Below are 16,365 nucleotides of genomic sequence, written 5' to 3'. Positions count from 1 at the left end.
AAACTTTCACATACATAGTGTAACACGCTCGCTATCCTTCGTATAACTCTTTATATTTTTTCATATGGGCCAATTGTTTATTTAAACCGTATTCTAGTGGGGTATTTCTTTTTATCAAAACAACCTCTACAGCTGAATCTCTTTCTTCCTCATTCTCTTTATTCTCTTTATCCTCTGCACGTAAAAGGTTCATACCTTTTTTCCATAATGTCTTTTTACCACTAAGTAAATTGTATATGCCGAGATGCTCCTCGTTCATTCCATTTTCCCATAAGTATTCACCTACATCTTCCACATACAATAAATCACTTCCGTTTTCCTCACTCGCATAATGGCACTCTTTCTCATCGAGTTCTGATAAAATGAGCTGATGATACATCATAAAGGATGGTTGCCATGGCCCATATAATATAGGAACTCGAAATACACTATATTGTACCTCTCCTTTTTTCAATCCTTCTTCCACTTTCGAAAATAATCGTTTATTTTCAGATTCGTCTGCATTTCCTACTTCAATAGAAGAAATTAGATTTAACTTCACTTTCTGTTCTGCACACAGTCTTATAATCCGCTTTAAATACTGTAATATAACCCTTTCATTCCGAAAACCACTTTGTTGATTTGGCTCATATAAGCAAAAGTAAACCGTATCGAACTTCTCTCCTTCTACTGATCTCCATCCATCTTCATCTCTTATCGAATAATACGTAAATAACGCATTTCGCCCAATTAACAATAACTTCTCTTCATTAATTTTTGTCATATTCTCGAATTCATCAAAATCAAGACCGTACACTTCTACTTCTTCTGCAATCATTTTATTCACAAGGTGATAACCTACAAACGTAAGTGCACCTATAATTAGCACGCGCTCCATACCACCAACCCTTTCTCCTTGAAACAAATAGCTCCTCATTTATGTATATGGGAGCTTCACAATTCTTCTTCATATTTTTTAAAGAAATCAGTCGTTTGCCTAACCATTTTATATTTCACATCTTGCAGATGGAATAAGACAGAAGTATCGCATTGATTGAATTGCCTCATTTTCTCATATTTACGTAACAACTGTTTTCTTCCTCTTTTTTCTTGTGTTGATACGAAAACTTTAACAGGTACACAAGACGGAAGAAGCGTAAATGTTTTCTTATTTATTTTGGACTCCAATTCTTCTTCTTTGGAATCATACGCCAAACTTAATTCCTTCACTAATCTTTTGTAAAAAAACTTATGCTCTTTCTCAAACTCCACATATTCTGGTAAATCTAAACACGGATTTAACATAATGACTGAGCGTATACATTCAGGGTATTTGTTCATCATTTCAAGTGCTACAAGTGCCCCCATACCGTCTGCCATAATGTGCATTTTCGCATTTAATGTCTCTTTTCTCAAAACAACGTCATATAAGCGTTTTGCTAGACGAACAGATTGGTCGTTTCCCCAATGTCTTCCGTATAAATTAGAAGAAAAGACCGTGTAGCCTTCCGCAATAAGGCCATGTAAAAAATAAGATCTGCCTGCATGCTGTGTCCATAAACTTGTACCATTCTCAATAAAGTAGTTGTAATCACCAAGAAGCATTACAGAAAATCCATTTGGCTTCTCCGGTAAATAAATGACACATGGTTCTTTTTCTAAGTAAAAAAAACGTTCCGTAATACTCATTTTTCCCCCGCCTTATTTTCTAAACGTATAAAAGTACTCTTCTATAATGTATGAACGGAATGCAAATTTGCGTTGAAAAATCTACAAATATTTTTCTATATTCTTTTTTCAATTGTGTTACAATAAGGACAGATTGAACGAATAGAGGTGTAAAATATGCGTTTCATTTGGGCATTAATTTGGTCGTTCGCGCTTGTGCATATGATGAGCTACGTAATCGGCTCTATGACTGGCGGTACATACGATTTTAACCAAGCGTCTATTTTCTCAGTTGTTCTTGCAGTATTAGTACTAGCAATTGCAGCTGCAATTCCAAACGAGCCAGTAGAACAACACTAAAAAGAGTCCGGATTTTATCCGAACTCTTTTTTATTTTACTTTACATGAACGACTAATTCGTTATTTTCTACATCAACAACTACGTGACTGTTATCAGTAATCGTTCCTGCAATTAATTCTCTCGCTAATTTCGTCTCGACTTGACGCTGTACATATCGTTTTAACGGACGAGCTCCGTACATTGGATCAAAGCCAGCTTCTACAACAAATTCTTTCGCTGCGTTTGTTAATTCTACTGTAATATGACGGTCAGCTAAACGACCTTGTAATTCTTTTACAATTTTATCAACAATACCTTTAATTTCATTCGTTGTAAGAGGTTTGAATAAAATAATTTCATCGACACGGTTTAAGAACTCTGGTCGGAAATGTCCTCTTAATTGCCCCATTACCAGTTCTCTTGATCCCTCTTTAATTGAGCCATCTGCTTCTAATCCATCTAACAAATGAGCAGATCCAATATTTGAAGTCATAATAATAACCGTGTTTTTAAAGTCTACTGTACGTCCTTGCGAATCTGTAATGCGTCCATCATCTAACATTTGTAATAAAATGTTGAATACTTCTGGATGTGCTTTTTCAATTTCGTCTAACAAAATAACGGAATACGGTTTACGTCTTACCGCTTCTGTTAATTGACCGCCCTCTTCATATCCAACATATCCAGGAGGCGCACCAATTAAGCGTGACACAGCGTGCTTCTCCATATACTCAGACATATCGATACGAATCATTTGCTCTTCACTATCGAATAAAGACTGCGCTAACGTTTTTGCAAGTTCTGTTTTACCAACACCTGTCGGTCCTAAGAAGATGAAGGAACCAATTGGACGATTCGGATCTTTAATACCAGCGCGTGCACGAAGAACTGCGTCTGATACTAAACTTACCGCTTCCTCTTGTCCGATGACACGCTCTGATAAAATTTGCTCTAAGCGTAGTAATTTCTCACGTTCACCTTCTACGAGTTTTGCAACAGGAATACCAGTCCATCGTGAAACAATATCAGCAATCTCTTCTTCACTTACTTCCTCACGTAATAAACGATTTTCTTGTTTATTATGTGCGCCCATTTCTTCTGCTTCTTTTAACTCTTTTTCAATTGCAGGAATTTTCCCATGTCGAAGTTCCGCTGCTTTATTTAAATCGTAATTACCTTCTGCTTCTTCTAATTCACGGCGCAGACGCTCTAAATGTTCACGTAAGTCACGAACTTTGTGAATATCTTCTTTTTCTTTCTCCCATTTTGCTCTCATACCACTTGCAACTTCTTTTAAATCCGATAATTCACGTTGCAACGTTTTTAGACGTTCTTGGCTACCAAAGTCCTTCTCTTTTCCAAGAGCTGCTTCTTCAATTTCCAACTGCATAATGCGGCGCGTTACTTCATCTAATTCTGTTGGCATAGAATCAATCTCTGTTCGAATCGTTGCACACGCTTCGTCAACAAGATCAATTGCTTTATCTGGTAAGAAACGATCCGAAATATATCGATCTGATAAAACAGATGCTGCTACAATCGCGCGGTCATGAATATTTACACCATGATAAATTTCAAAGCGCTCTTTTAACCCACGTAAAATGGATATTGTATCTTCAACAGTAGGTTCTTCTGCTAATACTTGTTGGAAACGTCTTTCTAGCGCTGGATCTTTCTCAATATATTTACGATATTCATCTAATGTTGTCGCCCCGATACAATGCAGTTCACCACGCGCAAGCATCGGCTTTAACATATTTCCTGCGTCCATCGCACCTTCTGTTTTACCAGCGCCGACGATTGTATGAAGTTCATCAATGAATAATAAGATGCGGCCTTCACTCTTTTTAATTTCATTTAATACAGCTTGCAGGCGCTCTTCAAACTCACCACGGAATTTTGCTCCAGCTACAAGCGCACTCATATCTAACGCAAAGATTGTTCTATCTTTTAACCCTTCTGGTACATCCTTTTTCACAATACGCTGCGCTAATCCTTCAACGATTGCTGTTTTACCAACACCTGGCTCACCAATTAAAACCGGGTTGTTTTTCGTTTTACGTGAAAGAATGCGAATTACGCGGCGAATTTCACTATCACGGCCGATAACAGGGTCAATTTTCCCCGCTCTTACTTCCGCCACTAAATCACGGCCATATTTTTCTAACGCTTCATAAGTTGCTTCTGGATTTTGACTAGTCACCCTTTGATTCCCCCGAACTGTCATTAAAGACTGTAATAAGTTATCTTTCGTAATATGAAATCTTGCAAGTAATTGATGTATATCGCCTTTTTCTTCAGAAAAAGCAAGCAGTACATGTTCAACTGAAATGTAGTCATCTTGCAATTTATCTGCTTCTTTTCCTGCTCTTACAAGCAGCTGTTGTAGAGCACCTGTTATATATAATTTGCCTGCTTCTGCACCACTTCCCGTTACAGAAGGCTTTTTCTTAATTAAACTTTCTACGCCTTGCTTTAACGCTTCTATATCGACATTCATTTTTTGAAAAATACGCACTGCTAATCCATCTTGCTCTTCTAATAATGTAAACAAGAGATGAACAGTATCTACTTCTTGATGATGATGAGATACCGCTAAAGATTGGGCACTCATAATCGCCTCTTGTGTTTTTGTTGTCATTTGATTTAAGTCCATCTTTACAGTCCTCCAAATGTTTGACTTTCTTTGACCTTTGATTTGATTATACGCCAACTGACTTTTTTATACAATAATTTTGCTTATGTATTTTCAAACTTATTATTGGAAAAAGAAAAAGAGTGCATTCATTATACAAGTTAAAAAGTTGCGGTAAATGAGATTACAATGCCCCATAACAAAAAAGCCGCAATAATGATTGCGGCTTCTGTTACGGTCTTCTTTTATATGTCCACTGACGGTTATGATTTGTGTTATCTGGAAACTTTTCACCGGCAGTTAATTTCACCATTTGCGGATCTTTTACCATACTTCCTGTTTCACCAATCTCTACATAAATGCCATCATTTGGCGCTTTTTGTCCAGAACGAAACCTGCGATTTTGTCCCATTTCCATTCTCCTTCCATGACGTCTTTTCCTCATTAGTATATCCATTTTCAAAGAAAGCTTTTCTGTCATGTTTAGGAAACAAGTACTACATTTCGTTCTTGTACATATACATGAATGACACAAGCTTAGGAAGGAATTTCGTTCCTATTTGTAGAAAAAAAGAAACCAACCTACTATAGGCCAGTTTCAAAGGAGAGTCAAACATATACGAGAAGATTACATGTTCATTATAAGCTTCCTCAAATGAGCAATGTAACCCTTTTCACAATTTGTACATAATGAAAGAAACTTTGTTTGAACTTTCTAAAAAGACGTTGACTTTTCTTAATTTCCAGCGAGAAATAGTAGACACCGTAGCGCTTTGCGACGTAAGATGGATATATAGTGAAGTTTCCATCTTTGGTGTTCTCACCCAGCTTAACCTCTTATTTCTGCATATTAAAAACGGAAATACAGATAGAAACAAAAAAATTATTATAAGAGGTGAAATTATGAATAAACAACATTTAATCGCATTAGACTTAGACGGCACTTTATTGACAGACAACAAAATAATTTCCACTCGAACGAAACATACAATTGCAAAAGCTAAGGAACAAGGACATATTGTCGTTATTTCAACAGGGCGTCCATTCCGTGCTAGTTTTGATTACTATAAAGAACTCGGTCTGAATACACCAATCGTAAACTTTAACGGCGCTTACGTACATCATCCTCTTGATTCAAAATGGGGAACACATCACTCTCCTCTTGAGCTAGCAACAGCGCAAGAAATTGTCCGAGCTTGCTTTGATTTTGGTGTAAAAAATATATACGCTGAAGTAATGGACGATGTGTATGTTCGTGAAATTGATGAAGATAAAAAACATATTTTCGAATTCGGTTCTCCAAAGATTTTTACAGGAGACTTATTAAATACTTTAAACGATCATCCAACTTGTTTATTAATTGACGCACATGACGAACATTCTAGCGCAATTCGTCAACATTTAACTGATATGCATGCTGAAGTAATCGATCATAGAAAATGGGGCGCACCTTGGCCGATTATTGAAATTGTAAAAAGCGGGTTAAATAAAGCTGTCGGATTACAAAAAATTTCTAGTCATTACAACATTCCACAAGAGCGAATTATCGCTTTCGGTGATGAAGATAACGACTTTGAAATGATTGAATTCGCTGGTCACGGCATCGCAATGGGGAATGCTATTCCTGAATTAAAATCACTCGCAAACCATACGACGTTAACGAATGAAGAAGATGGTATTGCACTTTATTTAGAAGAGGTTCTTGGGTTGTAATCTAAAAATTCCCTGCTTATAGTTTCTCGCCAAACGCTCATACTATTATTAGACGCACAAGTCAGCGCGTCGATTGTTTTCAGCTAAATAAAGGGGGTTTTTCGAATGGGTAAAAAGAACAAATCAAAACGTTTTATCCAACAAGGAGCCGATGCTGTTATGAAGCATGATGCAAGATTCCCGTACCGTGGTACATTAGCTGAGGCAGAAAAAGCGAGAAGTAACTCTTCTTTTGGAGGGGTTTAAATGGGGAACTTACTATTCCAACAAGCTAGAGATGCCGTTGCAAATGCCGTAACTTGTTCAAGTGGTGCTGAGCAACAAGATCTCGTATATAGAGCAAAAAACGCTTTGCACTCTGCTTATGCAAACTCTTCAACAGCTGAAAAAGTTCAGCTACGTGAAATGCAGGAGCAGTTGCAAAACATTACGAATTTGCATTAAAAAAGAGGACCAGCTTTGGTCCTCTTTAATCTTTTCGAAACAATCCAAACACCCCGACAGTTTGCAGCACGTTTGTAAATGCACCTGGGTCCACTTGTTTAATAACCCGCTCTAATTCATACAGTTCGTAACGAGTAATAACAATCATTAACATTTCCTTATTTTCATTCGTATAAGCACCTGTTGCCGGTATAGTTGTAATCCCCCTCACTAAGCGTGAATGAATCGCCTTTCGTACATCTGCCCCATTCTTCGTCACGATTAATGCTGTAATCTTCACATGACGTGTATGAATCGCATCGATAATTCGCGTTGACACATACAAAGTCACCAAAGTATATAATGCTTTTTCCCATCCATATACATAGCCAGCAGCTATAATGATCAGTGCATTAAAGAAGAAAAAATACGTACCGACAGGCTTGTCTTTAATCTTTGATAAAATCATGGCGATAATATCTAAACCACCTGTAGAAGCCCCCCACTTTAACGCAATCCCTACCCCAATTGCTGAAATAATCCCACCAAAAATCGCATTCAATATGATATCGTTCGAAACTGCTCTAACCGGGATAATTTCTAGAAACAAAGTCATAAATATAACGCAAAGAAAACTAAAGAAAGTAAAGGCCTTCCCAACCTTTTTCCATGCTAAAATAACGACGGGAATATTAAACAAGCTAAACAGTACCCCCGTTGATATGTGAATAGATAAAAAGTCACCTAATATTTGCGATAACAATTGGGACAATCCAGCAAAGCCACTCGCGTACACTTTCGCTGGCGTTAAAAATAAATTCATTCCAATCGCGTTTAACAAACCTGCGATGATTACAACGATTAACTTCTTTATAAGTTCGGTATAATTCAACTTCAAATCCATTTCTAATCCACCCTTATTATTCATGAATGCACTGCTATACATAGTCTTTACGAAAAAGGAAATGATAAACGTACAACGTTTAGAAATGGAGTTGATACATATGCCACATACGAGTGATAACGACAAAAAAGCACGCGATAATAATGCAAAGCGTACACAAAAAAATGAGCAAGAACAAAAAAATATTCAGCAAGGTAAGCGTGCCTATTCTAAAAAGACTGATCACCTTTGATCCCATCGTACATCAACAGTATTGTTGATGTACTTTTTTTACATTTTACAGGAAAAAAACATTAAAAATTCACTTCATGTTCACTTCTATATTCTACAATAGCGATAACATATTCGGATGAGGTGTTAGCATGAGAGGAAAACACATTTTCATTATTACTGCACTAATAAGTATATTAATGCTAGCTGCTTGTGGACAAAAAAACAGCTCAGCTACAGTCGCTACAGCAACAGACTCAACCATTAAGAAGAGCGACTTCGAAAAACAGTTGAAAGATCGTTACGGAAAAGACATGCTATACGAAATGATGGCACAAGACGTTATCACGAAAAAATATAAAGTATCCGACGATGATGTAGATAAAGAAGTACAAAAAGCGAAAAATCAATACGGAGATCAATTCACAGCAGTACTAGAAAACAATCGTTTAAAAGATGAAGCTGATTTCAAAAATCAAATTAAGTTCAAACTTGCTATGAATGAAGCAATTAAGAAAAGTGTTACAGAAAAAGACGTTAAAGACCACTATAAACCAGAAATTAAAGCGAGTCATATTTTAGTAAGTGACGAAAATGAAGCGAAAGAAATAAAGAAAAAATTAGATGCTGGTGCTTCATTTGAAGAATTAGCAAAACAAGAATCGCAAGATCTACTATCAAAAGATAAAGGTGGAGACCTTGGATACTTCAATTCAGGTACAATGACACCTGAATTTGAAACAACTGCCTACAAACTGAAAATTGGTCAAATTAGTGATCCTGTCAAATCACCAAATGGCTATCACATTATTAAACTAACTGGTAAAAAAGATTTACAACCTTACGATGAAGTGAAAGACTCCATCCGCAAAAACTTAGAAGCAGAACGTATTGCCGACCCTACATTCAGTCACAAATTAATACAAAAGGAATTAAAAAAGGCTAATATTAAAATAAATGATAGTGACTTAGAAGATACGTTTACCCCTGCACATGAGCAAGGGAATTAAAAAAGCACCGCCTTATTTTTACAGCAAAATAAGGCGGTGCTTTTTATTTCATTTACTTCTTAAAATACGTCCAACCTTCTTCTTGGTAAATCTTTTCTTCTTTCATCATTTTACCAAGCGCACGCTTAAAGGCAGCTTTACTCATGTTGAATCGTTCTTTAATGTCTTCTGGATTGCTCTTATCCCAAAACGGCATTGCTCCGCCTCGTTCTTCCATATATGCATAAACTACAGCAGCATCGTCTTCCATTCCTTCTTCTTTACGAGGAAGAAGTGAAATGTTAATTGTACCGTCATCTTTCACGTCAATAATACGGCCCGTTACACGTTCACCGATGCGGACTTGTTCTTTTCTTTCAGTATGGTGTAAGAAAGCACGGAAATGCTCATCAGTTAGTATGAATGAACCAACTTGAAGTGAACGATATACACGTCCATTTACGTTTTTATTACGCATAGATGGCGTCGCATCTACGATAATTTCTTGCATATCACTGTCTCTTGCCGGAAGAGCAATAAGGCGATCACGATTCGTTAATTTTAACGTACAATATAATTCGTCGCCGACTTCTGGCCATACTGGCATATAAATCGGGAACTCATCAGCTGGGATTAGTATATCTTTTGATACACCAATATTAACAAACACACCTAAACTAGGGATAACTTCTACAACTTTTACCCAGTTCCAATCAAAAGTTGTAATAAGTGGCTCCTTCATTGTTGCTGAAACACGATTTTGATGATCAAGGTATAAGAATACATCAATCGTATCGCCTTCTTCAATTTCTCCAACTAATTCGTTTTTATGTAGGAAAATTTCTTCCTCTTCATTCCCAACCATATATCCGATTTCCGTTTCGCGTAAAACGGTTACCTGTTCAATCGCTCCTAATTGTAAATACATATTTTTTAATTCCCTTCTATATATATAAAATTAACTTTTTATCTTTTTATCATTCCAAACAAAAGTTAATTATAACACGATTTTTCCTTTATTTGTCCAACTGCCCAAAATTCACTATAATAAAATGAGGTTACATAAATATAAGTATGAAAACACTTAAGTCCAGACTCGTTTTCAGCTATACTTTAGTATGTACAGTACATAAAAAGATTAGAAATTTATTTGGAGGTGCTAACTATGGCAAAAGATAGTTCTTTTGACATTGTTTCGAAAGTAGAATTACCTGAAGTAACAAACGCAATTAACATCGCATTAAAGGAAATCCAAAACCGATATGACTTTAAAGGAAGTAAAAGTGATATTAAATTAGAAAAAGAAGTACTAGTTTTAACTTCTGACGATGAATTCAAATTAGACCAAGTAAAAGACGTTCTAATTTCTAAACTTGTAAAACGTAACGTTCCAATTAAAAACTTGGATTACGGAAAAGTTGAAGCTGCGACTGGTAACACTGTTCGCCAACGTGCAACACTTCAACAAGGTATCGATAAAGATAACGCGAAAAAAATTAACAACATCATTAAAGAAATGAAGTTAAAAGTAAAAACACAAGTACAAGATGACCAAGTACGTGTTACAGCGAAAAGCCGTGATGACTTACAAGCAGTTATCGCAGCAGTTCGCAGTGCTGACTTACCGATTGACGTACAATTTATTAACTACCGCTAAAAAGAAAAACATCCTCTAGTGTAGAGGGTGTTTTTCTTTTTAGCTTGTAGAGAAAATATTACAAAGTCTAAGCTTACGAGCAATCAGATATTTAGAATGGGTATTTAATTATTATGCATAAATGAAGAAGGTCCTTTTAATAATCGGCGCAAAAACCTCCCTCCCCACTCAAATGTAACAAATTATGAGTATAAGAATATTTTCCACCCTTTCATGTAATGTAAAATTAGTAAGGAATTTATTTCATGAAAAAATGTTAATTAAAAAAGAGTTAGAAGTGGTTATTTGAAGAAATTAATACTATATTTTTTATTAACTGCATTCTGTCTATATATTGCAGGGTGTTCTAATAATATAACTACACCCGGGGATACACCTAAAACTTCAACACCTGCGAAGTGCAAATACATCAACAAAGCTTGGTATAAGAAACCTATAAAATGTAATAATTGATGATATGAGTTATAAAAAAGACACCATAAGGTGCCTTTTTTTATAGAAATTAATAAGATATTCATCAGAAATTACGAGTCATTTTTTATTTTGATTTTCAAAATATTTTTCTTTAACTATTTTGATCAGATTTTCTTTTTCTGTTAGTTCAAAGATAAATAATGCTTTTTTCATGTTATCAGCTACATCTTCTTCATTATATTGTTTCAGCTTTAGTAAATTCCAACCTTTTCCATAATATAATTCACCTAATAAATATAACGTGTTTAGATTAATAGCTAATTTGATACCCATATCATTGTATTTTATTGCTTCTTCATGTTGATTTGCATGACCTAAAATTTTGGCTAAATTAAAAATGATTTTTAATTTAATCTCTTTATCTCTAGGAAAATCTAATTTATTAAAATTAGTTAAACATCTTCTTAGTATATTAATACTCTTTTCATACTCTTTATTTTCCCCATAAAATATAGCCATTGACTGCATAATATCTATTTCTCTTTCTGATAAAAAATCACCATTCGTTACAGTTAGTTTTAATGCACTATTTAAAAGATTTAAAGCAGTTTTTATTGATTTATTTACATGAAATATAGCAATTGCTTCATGCCATATTAGAAATTGTTTATCTTCTTTTAACTGGAAATTACTTTCGTTTTTCTCTTGTTTCACTATTTCGTAAAGTTCATTATATTGTTTTTGCTTTATACAATCTCTCATTACATATTTTACATTTTCTACATATTTTAGTTTTTTGTTTTGAGTTAGTGCGAAAATATTATTTGGATCAATACCAAGTCTTTCAGATAACTGATATAACAATATACTAGATGGATAAATTATACCTTTTTCTATTTTGCTAATTTGACTTTGTGAACATATTCCATGACACAATTCAGATTGTGATATATTCTTTTTCATTCTAAGTTCTTTAATAGTAATACCCAAATCGTAAAATTCCATTTTTCCTCCTCAAATATAGCCCTCAATGAGTATCAGAATATTTTTCACCCTTTAATGTAATGTAAAATTAGTATATTTGCAATTATTGTTTGTTCTAAAGGTCTGTTCACTTCTTTGCTCAGCTGCATTTCGAGGCGAGAGTCTTACTGCACACAAAAAAGCAGGCTAGGGAGAAAGTTCCTCCCCTTAGCCTGTCTCCCTCTAGCTTTCGCACTTATTACGAGCAACACCATATCGCTTTATTAAATGATTTTTCCGGAATATACACTTTATCATTTTTGATTTTGTATTTTATATCGTTTCTCTTCAGAACTGCCGTATCAACAGAATGAACACTATCGCCCCACTGAACAAATTCCCCATCATCACGGTTGTCCCAAAAATAAAAACTTACGGATACGATAAAAACACATAAACATAGGGCGAACCACTTCTTTTTCCACAAATACCTCACCACCTTAAACTAAAGAAGAACTACTAAAAAACGCTACTCATTTCCGTTTCCTTTTAACCGCAATTAAAAACGCAATAAATAATACGTTCACACCGACTATTAAGGAGATAAATAACCAATTCACACCTGTTTCTCCGTTAACTTTATACACATTTGATTCTTCGCGCTTTAAAACGAGATAAAACTTTCCGTTTTCTTCTCTTATAATTTCATCTTCTAACAATCCTCTTAACTCTTGTTTTTTACCAATCGTACTTACAGGTAAAGCAACTTTTTGTGTTTCTTTCGTATTATTAATCGCTACTAATGTGACTTCATCTTTATACTTTCGTTTTAGTATACTCATTCCATCTTTATCATATAAAAGCTCAAACGTTCCATGTCGTAGAGATGGTCTCGCTTGTCTAAGCTCACCGAGTTTCGTTATGTGTTGCACAAATTTTTCATCTGATTTGAAATCCATTAATCGTCTATTACCCGGAGTATCCCCTCCATCTAATGCAATTTCAGTCCCGTAATAAAAATTCGGAATACCTGGTGATGTTAATAAATATGTAAGGGCTAGTTTCAAACGAGATGGTGGATAATTCATATTCTCTTTTGCAATACGGGCAAATCTTTTTGTATCTTGATTATCTAAAAATGTAACGGATTCCCCTTCTTTTTTACTCACATCATATAAAGGTTTCACCGATACATCCACTTTGGAAAACGATTCTACTATTTTTTCGTTATATTCACTATCTTCCTTTGTCATAATACGAAAATCTTTCTTTATCACTTGCATATCTTTTTGCACGTCATCCCAGAAAGAACGCGACTTTTTTTCACCATGTATCACATAACTTCCATCTAAATCAACTTCTTTGATCCACCATTTCATCGAGTCGATGACTTGTTTTTCGTTTTCCCCAAGTGGAAATTGAAGCACAACTTTCATTCCTTTTGCGTGCGCTTCTTGCACAAGTTCTTTCACATCATTCCCTGTTCCAAAATGTTCATTTACCTTTTGAAAATTATGCACGTCTAACCCATCATACTTTCCACTTTGAAAAAGCGGAGAAAGCATAACGGCGGTAAAACCCATTTCTTTTATGTAATCCAGTCTTTTTATAATCCCTCTTATATCTCCGCCCTGATATCCTTCCAAATTGCCAACCTCTAACTGTTTGTCATTTTTCGGTTCTCCATTATTGAAGCGATCAATCATAATGGAATAGATAACTTCGTCTCGCCACTCTCTTTTTTCATCTGCAAACGTATGTATTGGTACAAACAAAACGACAGCTAAACAAAAACAAATGAATAGTTTCCTAGTCCATATTTTTCCCACACGCATCCCCCATGTTTTTTAATTGTAAGAATATTATACCAATTATTCGGACGAATCGCATACGTTGATTTCTTTCTCCCTAAAATACTTCATGTCAGATTTCCTAACATGAAGTATAAAGTTTTCTGAATTTTTAGTTGATTTTCTATTTCATTTCGAATATGATATGAAACATAACAAGTTGATGTTATTTTTTCTAACATTATAGGAGGAGAGAGAATGAATACAGGAGATACGGTTTTTATGTTTGTAACGACAGTAATGGTCATGTTAATGACACCAGGATTGGCACTTTTTTATGGGGGCATGGTTCGCAGTAAAAACGTACTCAGTACGACAATGCATAGTTATAGCGCAATGGCTATCGTTTCGATTCAATGGATTTTGATCGGCTATTCTTTATCATTCGGACCAGATTGGCACGGACTTATCGGTACACTCGATTGGTTCGGTTTAAACGGCGTTACCTACGCACCAAATCCAGACTACTCATCTACTATTCCTCACAATTTATTTATGATGTTCCAGCTCATGTTCGCTATTTTAACTCCCGCTTTAATTTCAGGTGCATTCGCCGAAAGAATGCGATTTTCTGCTTTCCTTATTTTCATCCTCCTATGGACAACAATCGTTTACAACCCTGTCGCCCATTGGGTATGGGGCGTCGGCGGGTGGCTAAGAGAACTTGGCGCCTTAGACTTCGCTGGTGGTAACGTCGTTCATATTACATCTGGCGTGGCCGGCCTTGTATTAGCTATTTTCCTTGGAAAACGAAAAAACATAAACGGTACTTCTCCTCATCATTTACCATTTACAATGTTAGGCGCAGGCTTACTATGGTTCGGCTGGTTCGGTTTTAACGTCGGAAGTGCATTATCTTTAAATGATGTAGCTTTAACCGCATTTATTAATACAAATATAGCTGCTGCTGCCTCCGCATTAACTTGGATGCTTTCAGAATGGTTCTTCCAATCAAAACCGACTGCGATGGGAGCTGCTTGCGGAGTTGTTTCCGGTCTAGTCGCTATTACACCAGCTTGCGGGTTCGTTACACCTTTCTCGGCTCTTCTTATCGGAGCAATTGGCGGCGTATTATGCTTCGGAGCAGTCTTTTTCTTAAAAACAAAATTCGGATACGATGATACACTTGATGCATTCGGATGCCACGGTATCGGCGGAACTTGGGGCGGTATTGCGACAGGACTATTTGCAACTACTACGGTAAATGCCGATGGTGCTAACGGATTATTTTACGGAAATGCCGCTTTACTATTTAAACAACTTGTAGCAATTGGAGCAACATATGCATTCACAATTATAATGACGTATGCCATTATTAAAGCAATCAACTTCTTCCTCCCTGTTCGGGTAGATGAGCACGAAGAACATATGGGACTTGATATTTCGATGCACGGGGAAAAAGCTTATGAGTATGTAGAAAAATCCGCTAATTAAAACGAAAAAGGTGTACTCCGTTCTAACACGGGGTACACCTTTTTCGTATATTCATAACGATACAATTATCCCAAACTATTGGCATATAAATATCTTTATCTATCTATTCATATAAACATCTTACCTTTTCATTAGTGCATTTAAAACGAGTTGTACCGCAACCGCATCATCTAAATAGCCGATTGGAAATATATAATCTGGAATTACATCGACCGATAATATAAAGTAAATGAGCGCACTTCCCATTAAAGCAAGTTCTGCAGTCGTTCCCTTCTTCTTCGTAAATCTCTCATACAATTCTTTCAAATCAGTAATAAATGGACCAATACTGCTTACCTTTTGAATCTTTTCAAGAAACCCCTTTTCAATCGTTTCTTTCCCTTCTTCAGTTTGCGAATACTGTTCATAATTCGCTAACTGCTGCTCTACATTCGATATACTAAACTTTTGATCATAGAGTTGGGCAGATTCAAGTAAGTGCTCAATGTTATTAATGGAAACGTGAATATCAGATTGCTCCTCCTGTTTCGTTTCAATAGAATAACCTGCCGCCACAAACAAATCACCTACCGGAACATTAAGGCTCTCTGCGAACTTTTGCAAATGCTTCGGATTCGCCTTTCGCTTACCATTTACGATCATTGAAATAGTAGCGGTATCAATATCAGTAAGCGAACTCAATTTTCGCATCGATAAAGATTTTTCTTTAAGTAACTTTTTCAACAACAATCCAAGATTACTTCTTTCATTATCTTGAGACATATCTCATTCCCCTTTATTCACGAGAATAACCATAGTTATTATAAGAAAAATAACTACAACCTCTATACACTTTATATTAACAAATTTTTCTGACCATTTACAAGATAGAAGTCCCTTTATATGTTTACATTTTGCAAACAAAAAAGCTATCTTATATTCAAGATAGCTTTTTACAATCATTTTAACCATTTCCGCAATAATAAAAATACACTACCGCAAATTATGTAAGAACTCACGAATATGACGATTGCCATAAAAAATGAATGATGTAGAGAAAAGGTTAGCACCATCAATAAGAAAGATACAAAGAGTAAATCTAATAAAATAAAGTATCCTGAAGTTAAAACACTTTCTACTAATTGCAACTCCGACTCTAATTCCGAATACTTTAGCCTTTTATACAGTAATCTCAATTTCACTCACC

General features: G+C 35.5%; 19 protein-coding genes. 8 read left to right on the top strand and 11 right to left on the bottom strand.

Translation table 11 applies throughout. The features are described from left to right. Nucleotides 1-31: 31 nt before the first annotated feature. Together KVT31_RS11210 and KVT31_RS11205 are read right to left on the bottom strand one after the other, a co-directional pair. On the bottom strand, nt 32-904 hold the full coding sequence (locus KVT31_RS11210) for an NAD-dependent epimerase/dehydratase family protein (RefSeq protein WP_140392379.1): 873 nt from the start codon (nt 902-904) through the stop codon (nt 32-34). Between the two features lie 29 nt (nt 905-933). Then, entirely contained in the window at nt 934-1,668 is a 735-nt protein-coding gene (locus KVT31_RS11205; RefSeq protein WP_088095533.1) for a lipase family protein, read from the bottom strand. A 156-nt stretch (nt 1,669-1,824) separates the two neighbouring features. Between KVT31_RS11205 and KVT31_RS11200 the strand changes: the two genes are divergently transcribed. After that, the gene (locus tag KVT31_RS11200; RefSeq protein ID WP_001211111.1) at nt 1,825-2,007 is read left to right on the top strand and encodes a YjzD family protein; all 183 of its coding nucleotides are present in this window, start codon (nt 1,825-1,827) and stop codon (nt 2,005-2,007) included. 35 nt (nt 2,008-2,042) lie between these two features. Here KVT31_RS11200 and clpB read toward each other — a convergent pair whose 3' ends face one another. Together clpB and KVT31_RS11190 are read right to left on the bottom strand one after the other, a co-directional pair. Beyond that, complete coding sequence (gene clpB, locus KVT31_RS11195; protein ID WP_088095532.1) at nt 2,043-4,643, bottom strand: ATP-dependent chaperone ClpB; 2,601 nt, start codon at nt 4,641-4,643, stop codon at nt 2,043-2,045. Nucleotides 4,644-4,854: 211 nt separating this feature from the next. After that, on the bottom strand, nt 4,855-5,034 hold the full coding sequence (locus KVT31_RS11190) for a YjzC family protein (protein WP_061678721.1): 180 nt from the start codon (nt 5,032-5,034) through the stop codon (nt 4,855-4,857). A gap of 491 nt (nt 5,035-5,525) precedes the next feature. Here KVT31_RS11190 and KVT31_RS11185 point away from each other — a divergent pair, with 491 nt between their 5' ends. The 3 genes from KVT31_RS11185 to KVT31_RS11175 all read left to right on the top strand — a co-directional run bounded on the left by KVT31_RS11185 (nt 5,526) and on the right by KVT31_RS11175 (nt 6,779). Continuing rightward, nucleotides 5,526-6,335: a Cof-type HAD-IIB family hydrolase gene (locus KVT31_RS11185; protein WP_071721617.1), complete on the top strand. Its 810-nt coding sequence runs from the start codon at nt 5,526-5,528 to the stop codon at nt 6,333-6,335. Nucleotides 6,336-6,440: 105 nt separating this feature from the next. After that, the gene (locus KVT31_RS11180) at nt 6,441-6,581 is read left to right on the top strand and encodes a hypothetical protein (protein ID WP_000516816.1); all 141 of its coding nucleotides are present in this window, start codon (nt 6,441-6,443) and stop codon (nt 6,579-6,581) included. Further along, nucleotides 6,582-6,779 (top strand): DUF3813 domain-containing protein, encoded by a 198-nt coding sequence (locus tag KVT31_RS11175; protein WP_000527404.1) that lies wholly within the window; start codon nt 6,582-6,584, stop codon nt 6,777-6,779. It begins immediately after the preceding gene. A 25-nt stretch (nt 6,780-6,804) separates the two neighbouring features. Here the strand turns inward: KVT31_RS11175 and KVT31_RS11170 are convergent, their stop codons facing one another. After that, the gene (locus tag KVT31_RS11170; RefSeq protein WP_088095531.1) at nt 6,805-7,662 is read right to left on the bottom strand and encodes a YitT family protein; all 858 of its coding nucleotides are present in this window, start codon (nt 7,660-7,662) and stop codon (nt 6,805-6,807) included. A 100-nt stretch (nt 7,663-7,762) separates the two neighbouring features. On the opposite strand from KVT31_RS11170, the gene KVT31_RS11165 reads away from it, so the two are divergent. Both KVT31_RS11165 and prsA read left to right on the top strand, forming a co-directional pair. Then, a complete protein-coding gene (locus KVT31_RS11165; RefSeq protein ID WP_001120851.1) occupies nt 7,763-7,894 on the top strand; it encodes a DUF3941 domain-containing protein in 132 nt (43 codons plus the stop codon). Nucleotides 7,895-8,024: 130 nt separating this feature from the next. Continuing rightward, the gene (gene prsA / locus KVT31_RS11160) at nt 8,025-8,882 is read left to right on the top strand and encodes a peptidylprolyl isomerase PrsA (RefSeq protein WP_088095530.1); all 858 of its coding nucleotides are present in this window, start codon (nt 8,025-8,027) and stop codon (nt 8,880-8,882) included. A gap of 52 nt (nt 8,883-8,934) precedes the next feature. Here prsA and KVT31_RS11155 read toward each other — a convergent pair whose 3' ends face one another. Further along, a complete protein-coding gene (locus KVT31_RS11155) occupies nt 8,935-9,789 on the bottom strand; it encodes a CvfB family protein (protein ID WP_088095529.1) in 855 nt (284 codons plus the stop codon). Nucleotides 9,790-10,026: 237 nt separating this feature from the next. Here KVT31_RS11155 and KVT31_RS11150 point away from each other — a divergent pair, with 237 nt between their 5' ends. Beyond that, the gene (locus KVT31_RS11150) at nt 10,027-10,518 is read left to right on the top strand and encodes a YajQ family cyclic di-GMP-binding protein (protein ID WP_001040146.1); all 492 of its coding nucleotides are present in this window, start codon (nt 10,027-10,029) and stop codon (nt 10,516-10,518) included. A gap of 531 nt (nt 10,519-11,049) precedes the next feature. Here KVT31_RS11150 and KVT31_RS11145 read toward each other — a convergent pair. The 3 genes from KVT31_RS11145 to KVT31_RS11135 form a co-directional block, all read right to left on the bottom strand. Next, nucleotides 11,050-11,937, bottom strand: a complete 888-nt coding sequence (locus KVT31_RS11145; RefSeq protein WP_088095527.1) for a helix-turn-helix domain-containing protein — start codon at nt 11,935-11,937, stop codon at nt 11,050-11,052. Between the two features lie 217 nt (nt 11,938-12,154). Further along, on the bottom strand, nt 12,155-12,382 hold the full coding sequence (locus tag KVT31_RS11140) for a hypothetical protein (protein WP_088095526.1): 228 nt from the start codon (nt 12,380-12,382) through the stop codon (nt 12,155-12,157). 46 nt (nt 12,383-12,428) lie between these two features. Beyond that, nucleotides 12,429-13,730: an alpha-amylase family glycosyl hydrolase gene (locus tag KVT31_RS11135; RefSeq protein WP_217613527.1), complete on the bottom strand. Its 1,302-nt coding sequence runs from the start codon at nt 13,728-13,730 to the stop codon at nt 12,429-12,431. Nucleotides 13,731-13,943: 213 nt separating this feature from the next. On the opposite strand from KVT31_RS11135, the gene KVT31_RS11130 reads away from it, so the two are divergent. Then, nucleotides 13,944-15,179 (top strand): ammonium transporter, encoded by a 1,236-nt coding sequence (locus KVT31_RS11130; protein ID WP_088095523.1) that lies wholly within the window; start codon nt 13,944-13,946, stop codon nt 15,177-15,179. Nucleotides 15,180-15,299: 120 nt separating this feature from the next. On the opposite strand, the gene KVT31_RS11125 is transcribed toward KVT31_RS11130, so the two are convergent. Continuing rightward, a complete protein-coding gene (locus tag KVT31_RS11125) occupies nt 15,300-15,941 on the bottom strand; it encodes a helix-turn-helix domain-containing protein (protein ID WP_088095522.1) in 642 nt (213 codons plus the stop codon). Nucleotides 15,942-16,117: 176 nt separating this feature from the next. Then, nucleotides 16,118-16,354, bottom strand: a complete 237-nt coding sequence (locus tag KVT31_RS30700; RefSeq protein ID WP_088095521.1) for a hypothetical protein — start codon at nt 16,352-16,354, stop codon at nt 16,118-16,120. Between the last annotated feature and the right edge of the window lie 11 nt (nt 16,355-16,365).

Origin of the sequence: Bacillus sp. GbtcB14, from assembly GCF_019091205.1 — a bacterium.
Taxonomy (GTDB): Bacteria; Bacillota; Bacilli; order Bacillales; family Bacillaceae_G; genus Bacillus_A; species Bacillus_A cereus_AG.
Note: the sequence above shows the minus strand (reverse complement) of the source record. Positions and strands in the feature narration are given on the sequence as shown.